This is a genomic window from Streptococcus sp. KHUD_013, assembly GCF_052588545.1.
Genome location: NZ_CP186264.1, coordinates 411,459 through 427,088, shown reverse-complemented (window position 1 = coordinate 427,088; position 15,630 = coordinate 411,459). Strand labels below are relative to the sequence as shown.

Sequence of the window (15,630 nt, the reverse complement as noted above, 5' to 3'; positions counted from 1 at the left end):
AAAGACAAACAACTTACTTCCCACTGTCTTCCTTTGTTGGACGATAAACTCTTGGTACGCGATCGCTCAGGACACAAACAACCTCATAGTTGATGGTACCTCGATAGACTGCTACATCCGTTGTCGTTATAGCTAGATCACCATCCCTTCCGATCAATACTACCTTAGTCCCAATCGGGTAGGCCTTCGGTAGGCGAATGGTGATTTGGTCCATGGATACGCGACCGACAATCGGACAGAATTGCCCATCAACAAGGACATGAAAACCTTGCATGTCTCTAGTCCAGCCATCTGCATAGCCAATCGGAATGGTCCCAATCCACTCTTCCTCACTAGTCTGATAGGTCGCTCCATAGCCAACAGTCTGACCTACTTCTAGTGGTTTGATATGGACCAATTCTGTTTCCAGACTCAAAGCAGGACGGATGCTATAGGGAAGCTCTAACTCTCTTCCACTTGGATTGAGCCCATACATGACATCGCCCAGTCGGACAGCATTAAAAATAGTATCAGCATGCCATAAAGTCGTTGCTGAATTGCTGGCATGAACGATTTTCGGAGTATAGGGCAAGAGCTCCAACAAGCTCTTAAATCGTTGCAATTGGCCTTGGAAATGACGGTCATCTTTCTCATCAGCTGTAGCAAAATGAGTAAAGATCCCTTCCACTTCTGCTCCATGGTCTCTTAATAAGATCATGGCTTCCCGCAAGTCTTCTGCCGAACGAAAACCAATTCGTCCCATTCCTGAATCCACTTTAATATGAACCTTCAACCCAGTCAAATCAGACTTTTCAGCCAACAATGCTTTCAACCACTCGAGACTAGCTACTGTATAACGAATTTCCTCTTTGATGGCGATCGCAACGTGTTCGACTGGTGCAACTCCCAAAATTAAAATCGGTTTTTCATCTGCTACTTGGCGAACTTCCAAGGCTTCATCTAAGTTGGAGACACAAAAAGCATCTACTAGTGGCAATAAGCGTTCTACCACTGGCACAACCCCATGGCCGTATGCATTTGCCTTGACAACTGCAAAAGTCAAGGTCTCTTTCGGAATACGGGCTTGTATTTGTTGAACATTATAGGCAATAGCCTCTACATCCACATATGCTCGCGTTGGTCTATGTATACTAGCTTTCATTTCTTTCCTCCAAAATGACACTGGTCGAAACTAAATCGCCTGAGTGACTGATCGATATCCAAATCTTTCCACTAAAAGGAGCTTTTGAAAAATAGGGAGCTCCTTTTTGATTGGTTAGAATTTCCAGATCCTGAAATCCTACTGGACCAATTCCTGTTCCCCAAGCCTTGGAAAAGGCTTCTTTGGCAGACCATCGACCTGCCAGGTATTCCATTTTCCGTTTCCCAGATAATTGGTCGAACCGTTCTCGTTCAGTCTCTGTCAATACCTTGGAAGCAAATCTCGGATGTCTCTGGTAGGCTTGTTCAATGGATTGGATCGATTCGATATCTATCCCATGTCCAACAATCATATCTTTTCCTCTTTAATGATTTTCTATCAGCAACTCTATTTAAGAAGGAAAGGGCTGAGAATATTTTCTCCAGCCCTCTCCTCTTATTCAGCTACATACTGATAAATTTCTCGTACTAAGCTTTCTGTCTTTTCCCAACCCAAGCATGGGTCTGTGATCGATTGACCAAATACTTCTGGTTGATCTTGACGACCGTCCTCTAGATAAGATTCAATCATAAATCCACGGACTACATCATGGATAATTGGATTCCAGCTACGATTTGTAAGGGTTTCTCTGACAATACGAATCTGCTCAGCAAATTTTTTCCCAGAATTATCATGATTGGTATCAACCAGGATAAATGGATGTTGCAAGCCCAAGGCTTGGTAGCGATGCGCAGCTTCTAGCAGATCTTCATAGTGGTAGTTTGGAATGTTTTTCCCATTCGCGTCTAAGGCTCCACGCAGAATAGCATGTCCGAATGGATTTCCACTTGTCTCCACAGAACGACCATTATAGAAGAAATGGTGCCCATGTTGTGCAGCATAAATTGCATTAAACATAACCGACAGATTTCCAGACGTTGGATTTTTCAATCCAGTTGGGACTGAGATACCACTTGCTACAAATCGATGGCCTTGGTCTTCCACAGAACGTGCCCCAATGGCAACATAAGAAAGGAGATCCTCAACAAATGGGTAGGTCTCTGGATACAACAGTTCATCTGCTATTGTCAAACCAGTTTCGGTAATCACTCGATGATGTAGGCGACGAACAGCCTTTAAACCAGCTACAAAGCTAGGTTCTGAAGCAGTATCTGGCTGATGCATCAAGCCTTTGTAGCCATCTCCATTGGTCCGAGGTTTGGCAGTATAGACCCGCATCACAATGAAGACCCGATCTTTAACTTCTTCTTGAAGGGCTGCAAGGCGACGAGCATATTCCATCACTGCTTCCTCATTATCTGATGAACACGGTCCCATCACAAGCAAAATCCGCTTGTCTTCTCCCTTTAAAATAGAGGCTAATTCACGGTCACGCGCTTCTTTTCGAGCCAAATCTTCACCTTCTAAGCGATAAAGAGAGGTTACTGCTGTTTCATCAATGATTGGGCTAGTAGCTGTAAAAGACATAGGCTGATCCTTTCATACGATTAGAGTTTTTTACCGTGGCAGTTTTTAAATTTCTTACCAGATCCACATGGACAGATGTCATTGCGTTTGATTTGACTCAAGTCGAGATCTTCTGGTAAATCAGTTTTTTGAGCGGCAATATTACGAGTCGCTGTTGTTGAAATACTGTGTTCTGTACGTGGACGCTCTTGTTCGTGGATTTGAGCTTTCATCATCAAACGAGTCACATCAAACTCGATAGAGCCAATCATATCGTTGAACATACGGAATCCTTCTGATTGGTATTCAACCACAGGATTGTTTTGTGCATAACCACGGAGACCGACAGCATTACGCAATTGATCCAAGGCGTCGATGTGATCGGTCCATTTGCTATCCACAACACGAAGAATCAAGACTTTTTGGAATTCTCTGACTGCTTCTTCATCTCGTAATTTCGCTACTTGGTTTTCATAAACCTCTTCAGCACGTTTAAACAAGTAATCAATCACTTCTTTATCAGATTTGCCTTCAATATCACTCTCTGAAATCGTATCTTCAGGGACCAAATTGTATTTGGCAAAGTTCAAGATAGCTTCGATTCGCTCTTCCTTGCTTGAGTGGCTTGCTCCTTCAACGATCCGTTTAATCGTTCGCTTGATCATGGCCTTGATTTCTGGCGCCAAGTCACGATCCGCAGTAATGACATCATAGCGTTGAGAGTAAATAATCTCACGTTGTTCCCGCATGACATCATCATATTGAAGGACTTGCTTACGAGTGTCATAGTTATTCCCTTCCACTCGTTTTTGAGCTGCTTCGACTTGGCGTGTAAACATGTTAGATCTGATGACAGATTCTTCTTCGCTTAGTTTGAAGCGGTCTAGCAAGGCTTTGATGCGCTCTGAACCGAAACGACGCATCAACTCATCTTCAAGAGAAAGGTAGAATTGAGATTCACCTGGGTCCCCTTGACGTCCAGAACGTCCTCGCAACTGGTTATCAATACGACGGCTTTCATGACGCTCTGTACCAATCACACAAAGTCCACCGAGTTCACGAACCCCTTCACCGAGCTTGATATCGGTACCACGTCCGGCCATGTTGGTCGCGATGGTAACGGCACCACGTTGACCAGCGTTCATGATGATTTGCGCTTCTTTGTAGTGGTTTTTCGCATTCAAGACTTCGTGAGGAACGCCCGCTTCAACCAAGAGACTAGATAGGTAGTCACTGGTTTCAACAGCAACGGTACCCACCAAGACTGGTTGTCCTTTTTCATAGCGAGCTTTTACATCTTCTACTACAGCTTTAAACTTCGATTTCAAGCTTGGGTAGAGAAGGTCTGGATGGTCGATACGAGCAATCGGACGGTTAGTTGGAATTGGAATAACGCGAATGTTGTAGATTTCACGGAATTCTTCTTCTTCTGTTTTACCAGTACCTGTCATCCCTGAAAGTTTCTTGTACATCCGGAACAAGTTTTGGTAAGTAATAGAAGCGGATGTTTTGGTTTCTTCTTGGACTGGTACACCTTCTTTAGCCTCAATCGCTTGGTGCAAGCCATCTGAATAACGACGACCTTCCATGGTACGACCTGTAAATTGGTCGACGATCAAGATTTCTTGATCCTCACTGACCACATAGTCGATATCCAAAATCATGATGTAGTTGGCACGGAGGGCATTGTCAATGTAGTGCGTCAAAGCAACATTTTCAATATCATACAAGTTTTCAAGCTTAAAGTAGCTTTCAGCCTTATCAATCCCAGAATCTGACAAACCAATGGTTTTTGAAGGAACATCAATAATGTAGTCTTCTTCCTCCAAAGATTTCACAAAGGCATCCGCCATGTGATAAAGTTGGCTAGTTTCTGTAGAAGTCTGACCTGAGACAATCAATGGCGTACGGGCTTCATCGATTAAGATGGAGTCTACCTCATCGACCAAGGCGTAGTTTAAAGGACGTTGTACCATGTTTTCAGCACGAACAACCATGTTATCACGCAAGTAGTCGAAACCGATTTCCGCGTTGGTTGAATAGGTGATATCACAAGCGTAAGCTTCTTGTTTTTCAGACGGTGATTTCGCAGCCAAGTTGATCCCAACTGAAAGACCTAGCCATGAGTACAATTCCCCCATCTCTGTCGCGTCACGTTCTGTCAGGTATTCGTTGACAGTGACAACGTGAACTCCTTTACCAGATAGGGCATTCAAATATACCGGCATGGTCGCAGTCAAGGTTTTCCCTTCCCCTGTACGCATTTCTGGAACGTCACCATGGTGAAGAACAATCCCACCCATGACCTGTACTTTATAAGGGAACAAGCCCAAGACACGCTTGGCACCTTCGCGAACTACCGCAAAAGCTTCATAGAGGAAATCATCCAATGATTCGCCATCTTGGTAGCGTTGCTTGAACTCTTCTGTTTTCGCTTTCAGTTCATCATCTGACAAGGCAGCCATTTGATCTTCGTATGAGAAGACCTTGTCTGCCATCTTTTCCAATCGTCTTAATTCACCTTTATCATTTTCGATAATTGTTTTTAATAAATTAGCCATTAGTTTCCTTACTTTTCAAATTTCTTAAATTTTAAACGTTCTTTTTATTCTAGCATTTTTTAAACATTTTTTCAAGATAAAGGCTGTATCTTACAAGACTTTCGAGTGGGTTTTTCGTGTGAGAAAATTCAAAAAGATGCCTGTTCAAGCAGACATCTGAAAGTGGAGACAAACTGTTCATTGATACAAATCTAATAAATTCTATAAAAATTATACTCGTTAGAATTATTCAATCATCTACTAAAACTTTCCGCTGTGAGAAAAGTGCCTGAAACAATTGTATTTCAGGCACTCGGAATTATTGAGACCTTAGACTCAATAATTAGTCTTGGAACTTCGAAGAAGTTCGTTGACGTCCGCACTCACATTAGGATAGTTTTAAGCAACTTTGTTTTTAATCCGAATCACCTCTATAGTAGACATCTCTTCTTTATGCGATAGTTATTCAGACAAATGGTAAGAATAGCTTGCCACAACCACTTCTTCATGCCAACGAAGTGCATACTTCAATTTCAAACTCATTTGGTTGTGGAGAATATTTTGCCAATGTTTTTTAGGGATAAATTGAGGAACTAAGACTGTGACGGTGTTCCCTTTTTCCTTGGCCTCCTCAGCTACTTTTGAGACAAATTCAACTGTTGGTTGGATAATATCCCGGTAACTTGTCATGACATTTTCAAAGCGAATATGAGGGAAATAATGCTTAAATTCTTCTGCTACCTCAGCATCCTTGACCTTGGTTTCTTCCGTTGATACGTGCATCGCTACAACATCGTTTCCTAGGCTATTTGCATAACTCATAGCTCCCACACTTACCTGAGTGACATTCCCAACAAGGACAATGACAGTATTGCCCGCGTAATTTGTCTTTTCGATCTTCCTTCCCAAACGCAATTGAGCCGCAACTTTATCATAGTGATTGCGAATACTTAAGAACATCCAAAGTAAAAGACCGATTATAGGGAAGAAAGGCCAAATCTCACTCAGACGGAACAACAAGAGGATCAAGACAATCCCATAACAGATAGCAGCCCCGAGGATATTAGCCAGCGAATACTTGAGAAATCCTTTTTGATATTGGCGTTTCCAATGAATGACCATCCCTGTTTGAGAAAGGGCAAAAGGAATGAAGACCCCAATGGTATAAAGCGGAATCAAGCTTTCTGTTTGCCCATCAAAAATCAAGAGCAAGACGATGGCACCAATCGCCAAGGTCAAAATCCCATTAGAATAGCCCAGACGATCCCCTTTTTCCATATACATGTGTGGCATGTATTTATTTTTAGCCATGTTAAAGGCCAACATTGGAAAGGCTGAGAAACCGGTATTAGCCGCAACTGCCAAGATCAAGGCTGTTGATAATTGGAAGACGTAAAAGAAGGCTTGTCCGACTGGGGAATTCCCTAAGATGGCTTGGGCCATTTGGGCTAGAGTTGTCACCCCTTTTGCTGGAACGACACCCACCCAGTAATTGAGGAAGGTAATCCCTGCAAACATGATCCCCAAAATCAAAGCCATAATGGTCAAGGTAGAAGCTGCATTCTTTGCTTTTGGTTTCTTAAAGAAAGGAACCGAATTGGAGATGGCTTCAACCCCTGTTAGGGAAGCGGATCCACTCGTAAAGGCCCGCAACAAGAGAATGACACTAACCCCTGAAATAGTTTGCCCCACATGAGCAGTCGCGTTATAGGCCAAGTGACCCGTCAAAATTTGGATCACACCATAGCCGATCAAGGCAATGGTACTGACAATGAAAAGATAGACCGGAATCATCAACGATGTCGCTGATTCGCGCAATCCCCTCAGGTTCATCAGCATCAAAATCAAGACCAACAAAATGGAAATGTGAAGATTATAAGGATGAAGAGAGGGAATCGCTGACGTAATGGCATCTGCACCGGAAGACACAGATACTGCTACTGTCAGCATGTAGTCAACCAAGAGACTTCCACCAGCGATCAACCCCGCTTTGGGAGACAAGTTCTCCGTAGTCACCATGTAGGCCCCTCCCCCTTGAGGGTAGGCATGAATGACCTGGCGATAAGAAATCGTTAAACTAGCTAGGAGAACCAAGACCACAATCCCAATTGGAATGGACCACCAAATAGCTCCTGCTGATACAGTCATCAAGACCAGTATGACTTGCTCTGGACCATAGGCAATAGAAGAAAGCGCGTCACTAGAGAGCATGGCCAAGGCCTGCATTTTCCCTAGCAATCCGCCTTCACCTTCTGCACCAGATTTCAACGGACGGCCAATAAACCATTTTTTCAATGTTGAAAACATAAAAAACTCCTTGAAAAAAGATTATGAGGCCGGGAATTCCCTGCCTCTTTTTCATAAAACAGGGGCTATTCTACTCCTTTTTTCCAAGACTGTCAACCGAAATTATGAAATTTTCATAAAGTTTTCATTGCGTTCATTCATTCAACCTCTCTTAGATCGGTCGGCTTCTTTTCAAATTGATCCAAGCAAAAAACGAGGCTGGGACAAAAGTCCTAGCCTCTCAATTATTTTTGGATTGTCGAGCAAGACGCAGTGGTTGAGTGGGCTCTACTACGCTGATTTCATCAGCTTTTACAGCCCTACTCAACTTGTGCGGAGGTGGGACGACGAAATCGAATTCTAACGAAATACCGATTTCTGTCCTACTCTCACTTTTTTATTTTGCTTGATTTTCGACATAAAAGGCAATGACATCCGAAGTGTACTGGGCTGTGCCAACTCCAAACTTGTCGATGTTTTCCTTGAATTCTGGATTATAGACATAGCCTTTGCCGATATGGCCAAAAACCTCTATAGAGCAGTCAAATCCATACGTTCGAATCGCGTCTAAAAGTTTGGCGGCTTCTTCTTGGTTTTCCGATGCTGTTACTGGCAAACCAGCCTGGAAGTTTTTCGCCAAGACTTGGAAGACTTGATTAAAGGCTCTTGTCGCCTCCTCTTCTCGACCTTTTTGGCGTTCAAGCGCTTGGTCCATGACTTCTTGACCGTACTTATCTACCGCCTCTTGATGGTATTTTTTAGTATCTTGGTAGCTAAATCCAGTAAATTTTTCCTCAATGGTCATTTTTCTTTCTCCTTTTTGTTCCTGAATGGTTTTTTGCAAGGTGGAAATCAAGGTATCCAGGCGTTGCCTTTCTTGAGTCAAAAAGTCCAACTGTTTGGTCAAATGGGGCAATAAGTTAGATTTTTCTTCCGCTAAGAGTTCTACTATTTGCACTAAGGAAAATCCTAGATATTTGTAGTAGAGAATCACCTGTAATCGTTCTAAATCTTCTTGACTGTATGTTCGATAGCCATTTTCAGATTTCACAGGGACGAGAAGTCCTATCTTGTCATAGTGGTGCAAGGTCTTGACAGAGACACCTGACAGCTCTGCAGCTTCTTTGATATGGTACATGATTTCCTCCTTACAAAGATAGTATAATCCCTCCCCTTAGGTCAGAGTCAAGACTTAACATAAAAATAGTTTTCAGATAAAAAAGGGTTGAGTTGTCCACAGCTTTTAACTCAAACCCTTTCTTTTTTATGGATGACTCACGATCAATTCTAAATCTTGCCCTTCCAAAGTCCAAGACTCAACATCACTCGTTAAGATAAAGTGGTCCCCTTTTCCAATAGGATAATCTACCCCATCCACCTGAAGGCTTCCTTGCCCTGAGAGAACGCTCAACAAGCTATAATCATGGGTCTTTTCAAATCGAACTTCTCCATTGATGACCCACTTGTGAACACCAAAGAAATCATTGGCCACCAACAAAGTGGATGACAAGTGATCGACTTTTTCCTCAACCGGTCGGCTATTCGCTGGAGCCCCTAAGTTCAGCACATCAATGGACTGTTCAATGTGCAACTCACGTAAATTTCCTTGATCATCTTTGCGATCAAAGTCGTAAACTCGATAAGTTGTATCGCTCGATTGCTGGGTTTCCAAGATTAAGATACCCGAACCGATGGCATGCATGGTACCACTTGGCACATAGAAGAAATCTCCCGCTTTCACAGGAACCCGTGCTAACAGATCATCCCATTCTTTGGCTTCAATCATTTGACGCAATTCTTCCTTAGACTGAGCGTGGTGACCATAGATAATCTCTGCCCCTTCATCAGCGGCAATAATGTACCAGCATTCAGTTTTCCCAAGTTCTCCTTCATGCTCCATTCCATAGGCATCATCTGGGTGAACCTGAACACTGAGCCAGTCATTAGCATCTAGAATCTTTGTCAACAAAGGAAAGACCGGTTCTGGTCGATTCCCAAACAATTCGCGATGCTCAGCATATAGTTGGTCTAAGCCCATTCCAGCATAAGGTCCGTTCTTAACAACAGAAACACCATGTGGATGGGCCGAAATAGCCCAGTATTCACCAACATGATCGCTCGGGATTTCATAGCCAAACTCATCTCGTAATCTAGTTCCACCCCAAATCTTTTCCTGCATAACTGATTGTAAAAATAGCGGTTGTGACATACCTGCCTCCATATATCCTTGTATTCAATACCTTATTATACCAAATTCTACTCTTTTTTGAAAGCCCTGCCAAGCTCTTTATCCCCTTTTTAATTTTTTGCACGTTTTTCGCATTTTTACCAGCTTTCCGCTATAATAGGAATATGAACCTCAAAGAATCCATTATCGAATTGGCTCACTCCATTGGTATTTCAAAAATCGGCTTTACCACTGCGGATGATTTTTCCTATTTAGAAAAATCCCTCCGCCTAGCTGTGGAAGAAGGCCGAAATTCTGGTTTTGAGCACAAAAATATTGAAGAACGAATTCAACCACGCTTAAGTTTAGCTTCTGCTAAAACGATTATCTCCATTGCCGTCGCCTATCCCCACAAGTTAAAACAACAACCTCAGAAGACAGCCTATAAACGCGGAAAATTCACTCCCAACAGTTGGGGCATAGACTATCACTATGTCCTACAGGATAAGTTGGACCGCCTGGCTAAAGGGATTGAAGAATTGACGGCTAACTTCGAATACAAGGGCATGGTAGATACCGGAGCCTTGGTGGATACTGCCGTTGCTCAACGGGCTGGCATTGGATTTATCGGCAAGAATGGCCTCGTCATCTCAAAAGAATATGGTTCTTATATGTTTTTAGGGGAGCTTATCACTAACCTAGAAATTGAACCCGACCAAGCAGTCGACTATGGTTGTGGAGATTGTAACCGCTGTGTAGAAGCCTGCCCGACATCTTGCTTAATTGGAGATGGCACCATGAATGCCCGACGTTGTCTATCCTTTCAGACCCAAGACAAGGGCATGATGGATATGGAATTCCGTAAAAAGATTAAAACGGTCATCTACGGCTGTGATATCTGTCAAATCTGTTGTCCCTACAACCGTGGTTTGGATAATCCACTAGCCACTGACATTGATCCGGAACTCGCTCACCCAGAATTAATCCCCTTTATCGAGCTATCCAATGGACAATTCAAAGAAAAATTCGGAATGGTCGCTGGTAGTTGGCGGGGGAAAAATATCCTTCAGCGCAATGCCATCATTGCATTGGCCAATGCTAACGACCGGTCTGCCATCCCTAAACTTTTAGAAATTATCGAAACCTCGCAAAACCAGATTCATATTGCAACCGCCATTTGGTCACTGGGAGAGCTGATTCGAGAAGTCACACCTGACTTGGTTGATTTATTAACTTCCCTCAAAAACCCTAGTCCAGCTATTATAGAAGAACGCGAACGATTTTTCCAAAAATTCCAACACCAAATCTCACATAATTAAAACTGCCTAACTAAGTTAGGCAGTTTCAGATTTAAGATAAAGTCTTCAGAAAAACTTTCCTTAGGTGAGTACGGACGTTAGGTGAAATTATCCAGTGGATGATTTCAGCAATCTAGGAAGTTCCATGACTAATTATTGAGCCTAAGGTCTCAATAATTCCGAATGCCTGAAACAATTATGTTTCAGGCATTTTCTCACAGCGGAAAGTTTTTATCTTCTTAAATAACTAAACAATAAAAGTCATTTTTTGGTAATCATCTAACTGTTTTATGTAAAACACTAGTTTGTCTACATTCAAAAACTTCTCTCATACAGCCTCTATCAGAAAATTCCTAATAGAGAAAAACTGACGATCCCCCATAGGAGTGCAACGACAAATCCGACTACGACATCACGGACAAAATGGAGTCCCGCCAGAACACGAACTCCTGCCAATAGCAGAGCCAAGAAGAGACCTAGGCTCGATAGAAGAGGATTCACACCCCAAGCTACCGTCGAAATGATTGCCGCCGAAAAAACATGCCGACTAGGCATGGAACTCCCCTTGCCTTCTCTCTCTAAAAGAGGGGGTGACGCGCCAAGCTCATAGGGACGGGGCCAATTGATTGCTTTTCGAATGACACTCAATAACATAAAGCCAGAGGCTGGAACCAACAGATAGGCAAGAACAACCCAAATCTCGGAAGCTTTCAGATAGGCTACCCAAAGAACATAAACATAAAGTAGTGGCATCAGGAGGGTGACGAGGCGGTTAGCCCACTTTAATAAAGAAAGATAATAGGGATGGGACACAAAAAATGGTCTAACCCGTTCATAGAACAAATATTCTTTTTTCATCAACAATTTCTCTTCGATCGATTCCTTAACAAGCAGCAACTGGACCTAGATCAAAATCCCTTCCAGGTGATCTAGCTCATGCTGGCAAATCTGGGCCGCAAAACCTTCTAAGCTTATGAGCTGAGGCTTCCAATTCATGTCGCGGTAGGAGACTTGAATCTTTTCAAAGCGGCTCGTTTTTCGGCTCCCTGCCAAAGAAAGGCACCCCTCTTCTGTCTCATAAACTCCTTCTTTCTTGACTAGTACAGGGTTAAAGAGAACCAAGGGCATCAAACCTAGTTGGATGATGATCACCCGCTTGCGCACACCAATCATATTAGCAGCCATACCAACACAGGCCTCCTGATGAGCTCGCAGGGTATCTAGTAAATCCTGCGCCAAATACAAGTCCTCTTTCGTTGCCTTTTCGGAAACCTGACTTAGAAAAAATGGATCTTTCATAATATTTTTTTCCATCATTTCTCCTCTCTTGCTTAAAAAAGAGAAGGTTATTCATCCATCTTCCCGACGAAGAACTCCCTCCCCTAGCATTTCATGCTTTATGTTATTTCAACCTTAACTTTTTAGTCTTTTTTGCTGACTTGTTTCGCTAAGACAAAGTTCCCTAAAGTTGCTGAACCATTTCCAGCCACCGCAGGAGTCACAATATAGTCACGAACATCTGACACTGGCAAATAGCCGTTCAATAAGACGGTGAATTTTTCACGGACGCGATCCAACATGTGCTGTTGCGCCATCACTCCTCCACCAAATACAATCACATCTGGGCGGAAAGTTACAGTTGCATTAACTGCGGCTTGGGCAATATAGTAGGCTTGGATATCCCATACAGAGCTATTGAGTTCAATATTTTCCCCACGAATACCGGTACGAGCTTCCAAGCTTGGACCAGCCGCAAGACCTTCTAGACAGCCTCTGTGGAATGGACATACCCCATTAAATTCTTTTTCAACATCCATCGGGTGTTTGGCAACATAGTAATGGCCCATTTCAGGATGTCCTACTCCACCAATGAATTCACCACGCTGGATGACACCAGCCCCAATCCCTGTACCAATTGTGTAGTAGACTAGGTTTTCAATCCGCGCACCCGCATTATTACGAGCGACCACCTCACCATATGCTGAGCTATTTACATCAGTTGTAAAGTAAATCGGTACATTTAATGAACGACGGAAAGCACCTACCACATCAATATTGGCCCAATGTGGTTTGGGAGTTGTTGTAATAAAACCATATGTTTTTGAGTTTTTATCAATGTCAATCGGACCAAATGAACCAATGGCTAAACCAGCAAGATTTTCAAATTTAGAGAAAAACTCAATACATTTATCAAGGGTTTCAATAGGGGTTGTTGTTGGAAACTGTGTCTTTTCAATGACGTTATTATTTTCGTCACCTACAGCACAAACAAACTTTGTTCCACCAGCTTCAAGACTTCCATATAATTTAGTCATATCAATCCTCTTCTTCAATTCTCTTTTTTTCTATTATATCATAAAGGAAAACGGTTCACTTCTATTCCTTAAAGAAAAAACTACTCTTATTTATGTTTAAACATTAGGTGAGCAACTTTTTTTATTCCAAACCTCATCTCCAAACAAAATTCAAGGACTGGAGGATACCCTAACCAGTCCTTGAGCAATCATATTTTAGATTATGCTTTTACTTCAATAATCGCATCGCCTTTAGCAACTGCACCAGTAGCTACTGGAGTTACTGAAGCATAGTCGGCTGTGTTTGTGACGATGACCATTGTTGTATCATCAAGACCAGCTGCTGCAATTTTAGCAGAATCAAATGTTCCAAGAACATCTCCAGCTTTGACCTTGTCACCTTGAGCAACTTTTTTCTCAAAACCGTCACCATTCATTGAAACAGTGTCAATCCCAACGTGGATCAAGATTTCAGCACCATTGGCTGTCTTCAAACCGAAGGCATGACCAGTTGCAAAAGCAATGGTTACTTCAGCATCTGCAGGAGCATAAACGACACCCTCAGATGGCTTCACTGCAATCCCTTGACCCATCGCACCGCTTGAGAATACTGGATCATCCACTTTAGACAAAGCAACAGCTTGACCAACGATTGGAGAGATGATGGTTTCATCTTGAAGAGATGCTGGAACAGTTCCAGTTGTTTCTTCTTCAATAATTGCACCAGCTTCTTCGTCCTCTGCAGGAACTGATGAAGCTTCATCTTCGTAACCGAACATATATGTCAAACCGAAACTTAGTGCAGTTGTAAATACAACCATAAATACATATTTCAATAATTGACCGTTTAGATAGAGAAGAGTTCCTGGAATAATTGTAATACCAAATCCTGTACCAGCAAGGTTTAACATAGATGCAATCCAACCACCTACAGCACCTGCTCCCAAAGCAATAACGAATGGTTTCACATAACGCAAGTTCACACCAAAGATTGCAGGCTCAGTAATACCTAATAAGGCAGAAATAGTTGCAGGAAATGCTAAAGCTTTCACTTTTTGAGATTTTGATTTCACTGCCACCGCTAAAGTCGCACCAGCTTGTGCAGTCATAGCAGCTGTAATAATTGCATTAAATGGATCTTTTTTATCCGAAGTAATTAATTGCGATTCAAGAAGGTTAAAAATATGATGGACACCAGTAACGACAATCAACTGATGAACCCCACCGATAAGAAGACCTGCAAGGCCGAATGGTAAATTTAAAATAAACTTAGTTGCATTCAGTACATGTTCCTCGATGCTGTGGAAGAATGGTCCAATAATAAACAAAGCGAGGAATGACATGATTGTTAATGTAAATAATGGAACCAATAACAAATCTAAGACATCTGGAATTTTCTTATGGAGCCATTTTTCAAGTTTCGCACCAATTAGACCAACGAAGAAAGCGGGAAGAACTGAGTTCTGGAATCCAACTACATGATGGAAGATACCAAAGAATGTTGCTGCTTTAGAAGGATCTTCCGCTACAACCCACGCATTAGGAAGTGTCGGACTAACCATCATCAAACCAATTACAATCCCAAGAACAGGATTTCCTCCAAACACTCGGAACGCAGACCATGAAATCAAGGCTGGGAAGAAAGCAAACGCAGTATCTGTCAAAATTGTTGAATAGGTATAGAAATCTGTAGATTTAAATGCGTCTGCTGTAGTACCAAACAAAGCCAGCACTTGGTCTTGAGCAATAGCACCACGAATTCCCATAAACAAACCAGTTGCAACGATTGCTGGCAAAATTGGGACAAAAACATCTCCGAAGGTACGGATTGCGCGTTGGAACCAATTTCCTTGTTTCGCTGCTTCAGCTTTCATTTCATCTTTTGAAGAAGTTGGCAAGCCTAGAGCTACTACTTCATCGTAGATCTTATTTACAGTACCAGTACCAAAGATGATTTGGTATTGACCTGAGTTAAAGAAAGCTCCCTGTACTTTTTCAATGTTCTCAACAACATCTTTGTTGATTTTTGATTCATCTTTGACCATCACGCGAAGACGAGTCGCACAGTGAGCAACACTGCTAACATTCTCAACTCCACCGATTGCATCGATGACTTTTTTTGCAATTTCTGTATTTGACATTTGCAAAAATCTCCTTATTTTTTATTGTTTTGAAAACGGTTCACCCGTCTCTACGCATTTAATTGTACCACGTATCAAGAATATGTCAACCGTTTTGCAGAAAGTTTTTGGCATTTATTTGCATTTTTTGATGGTTTGAAAATAGTACTTTTGATTTTCATTCACCTCAACGCCCGTCTACTGTAGAATATGGGCTTTATCAGGTTTTTAAATTTTCAAATACTTTCATTCTTTCATTTGTTTTCATAAATCAAATTTAGCCTCCACCTCGATATTTTATGATAAACGTTTGACATTTTTTCTCAATTCTTTAGCCA

12 protein-coding genes are annotated in these 15,630 nt (G+C 42.2%); 1 reads left to right on the top strand and 11 read right to left on the bottom strand.

Translation table 11 applies throughout. The annotated features are described in order from the left end of the window. Nucleotides 1-13: 13 nt before the first annotated feature. The 7 genes from alr to manA form a co-directional block, all read right to left on the bottom strand. Nucleotides 14-1,141, bottom strand: a complete 1,128-nt coding sequence (alr, locus tag ACOXXR_RS01885; RefSeq protein ID WP_445278632.1) for an alanine racemase — start codon at nucleotides 1,139-1,141, stop codon at nucleotides 14-16. Next, nucleotides 1,131-1,493, bottom strand: coding sequence for a holo-ACP synthase (gene acpS, locus ACOXXR_RS01880; RefSeq protein ID WP_411400008.1), 363 nt, complete (start codon nucleotides 1,491-1,493; stop codon nucleotides 1,131-1,133). The genes alr and acpS overlap by 11 nt, the downstream gene beginning before the upstream one ends. An 83-nt stretch (nucleotides 1,494-1,576) precedes the next feature. Continuing rightward, nucleotides 1,577-2,608 (bottom strand): 3-deoxy-7-phosphoheptulonate synthase, encoded by a 1,032-nt coding sequence (locus ACOXXR_RS01875; protein ID WP_445278631.1) that lies wholly within the window; start codon nucleotides 2,606-2,608, stop codon nucleotides 1,577-1,579. Between the two features lie 20 nt (nucleotides 2,609-2,628). Continuing rightward, the gene (gene secA / locus ACOXXR_RS01870; RefSeq protein WP_445278630.1) at nucleotides 2,629-5,148 is read right to left on the bottom strand and encodes a preprotein translocase subunit SecA; all 2,520 of its coding nucleotides are present in this window, start codon (nucleotides 5,146-5,148) and stop codon (nucleotides 2,629-2,631) included. A 441-nt stretch (nucleotides 5,149-5,589) separates the two neighbouring features. Beyond that, entirely contained in the window at nucleotides 5,590-7,434 is a 1,845-nt protein-coding gene (locus ACOXXR_RS01865) for an APC family permease (protein ID WP_445278629.1), read from the bottom strand. Nucleotides 7,435-7,810: 376 nt separating this feature from the next. Further along, nucleotides 7,811-8,551, bottom strand: a complete 741-nt coding sequence (locus ACOXXR_RS01860) for a MerR family transcriptional regulator (RefSeq protein WP_445278628.1) — start codon at nucleotides 8,549-8,551, stop codon at nucleotides 7,811-7,813. Nucleotides 8,552-8,677: 126 nt separating this feature from the next. Continuing rightward, a complete protein-coding gene (gene manA / locus ACOXXR_RS01855) occupies nucleotides 8,678-9,622 on the bottom strand; it encodes a mannose-6-phosphate isomerase, class I (RefSeq protein ID WP_445278627.1) in 945 nt (314 codons plus the stop codon). 143 nt (nucleotides 9,623-9,765) lie between these two features. Here manA and queG point away from each other — a divergent pair, with 143 nt between their 5' ends. Continuing rightward, nucleotides 9,766-10,899, top strand: a complete 1,134-nt coding sequence (queG, locus tag ACOXXR_RS01850; protein ID WP_445278626.1) for a tRNA epoxyqueuosine(34) reductase QueG — start codon at nucleotides 9,766-9,768, stop codon at nucleotides 10,897-10,899. Nucleotides 10,900-11,220: 321 nt separating this feature from the next. Here the strand turns inward: queG and ACOXXR_RS01845 are convergent, their stop codons facing one another. The 4 genes from ACOXXR_RS01845 to ACOXXR_RS01830 all read right to left on the bottom strand — a co-directional run bounded on the left by ACOXXR_RS01845 (nucleotide 11,221) and on the right by ACOXXR_RS01830 (nucleotide 15,313). Beyond that, a complete protein-coding gene (locus ACOXXR_RS01845; RefSeq protein ID WP_445278625.1) occupies nucleotides 11,221-11,736 on the bottom strand; it encodes a phosphatase PAP2 family protein in 516 nt (171 codons plus the stop codon). A 45-nt stretch (nucleotides 11,737-11,781) separates the two neighbouring features. Continuing rightward, entirely contained in the window at nucleotides 11,782-12,192 is a 411-nt protein-coding gene (locus ACOXXR_RS01840) for a peptide deformylase (protein WP_129270103.1), read from the bottom strand. A 107-nt stretch (nucleotides 12,193-12,299) separates the two neighbouring features. Next, nucleotides 12,300-13,193 carry a fructokinase ScrK gene (gene scrK / locus ACOXXR_RS01835; RefSeq protein ID WP_129270101.1) on the bottom strand — a complete coding sequence of 298 codons (894 nt, stop codon included), beginning with the start codon at nucleotides 13,191-13,193 and terminating at the stop codon, nucleotides 12,300-12,302. Nucleotides 13,194-13,393: 200 nt separating this feature from the next. Next, a complete protein-coding gene (locus tag ACOXXR_RS01830) occupies nucleotides 13,394-15,313 on the bottom strand; it encodes a sucrose-specific PTS transporter subunit IIBC (RefSeq protein ID WP_129270099.1) in 1,920 nt (639 codons plus the stop codon). Between the last annotated feature and the right edge of the window lie 317 nt (nucleotides 15,314-15,630).

What these genes read in the sequence shown, in the direction of transcription:
- scrK (WP_129270101.1), bottom strand. Translation starts at nt 13,193, where the DNA reads ATGACTAAATTATATGGAAGTCTTGAAGCTGGTGGAACAAAGTTTGTT.
- ACOXXR_RS01830 (WP_129270099.1), bottom strand. Translation starts at nt 15,313, where the DNA reads ATGTCAAATACAGAAATTGCAAAAAAAGTCATCGATGCAATCGGTGGA.
- ACOXXR_RS01840 (WP_129270103.1), bottom strand. Translation starts at nt 12,192, where the DNA reads ATGGAAAAAAATATTATGAAAGATCCATTTTTTCTAAGTCAGGTTTCC.
- secA (WP_445278630.1), bottom strand. Translation starts at nt 5,148, where the DNA reads ATGGCTAATTTATTAAAAACAATTATCGAAAATGATAAAGGTGAATTA.
- ACOXXR_RS01875 (WP_445278631.1), bottom strand. Translation starts at nt 2,608, where the DNA reads ATGTCTTTTACAGCTACTAGCCCAATCATTGATGAAACAGCAGTAACC.
- ACOXXR_RS01845 (WP_445278625.1), bottom strand. Translation starts at nt 11,736, where the DNA reads ATGAAAAAAGAATATTTGTTCTATGAACGGGTTAGACCATTTTTTGTG.
- queG (WP_445278626.1), top strand. Translation starts at nt 9,766, where the DNA reads ATGAACCTCAAAGAATCCATTATCGAATTGGCTCACTCCATTGGTATT.
- ACOXXR_RS01865 (WP_445278629.1), bottom strand. Translation starts at nt 7,434, where the DNA reads ATGTTTTCAACATTGAAAAAATGGTTTATTGGCCGTCCGTTGAAATCT.
- ACOXXR_RS01860 (WP_445278628.1), bottom strand. Translation starts at nt 8,551, where the DNA reads ATGTACCATATCAAAGAAGCTGCAGAGCTGTCAGGTGTCTCTGTCAAG.
- alr (WP_445278632.1), bottom strand. Translation starts at nt 1,141, where the DNA reads ATGAAAGCTAGTATACATAGACCAACGCGAGCATATGTGGATGTAGAG.
- manA (WP_445278627.1), bottom strand. Translation starts at nt 9,622, where the DNA reads ATGTCACAACCGCTATTTTTACAATCAGTTATGCAGGAAAAGATTTGG.
- acpS (WP_411400008.1), bottom strand. Translation starts at nt 1,493, where the DNA reads ATGATTGTTGGACATGGGATAGATATCGAATCGATCCAATCCATTGAA.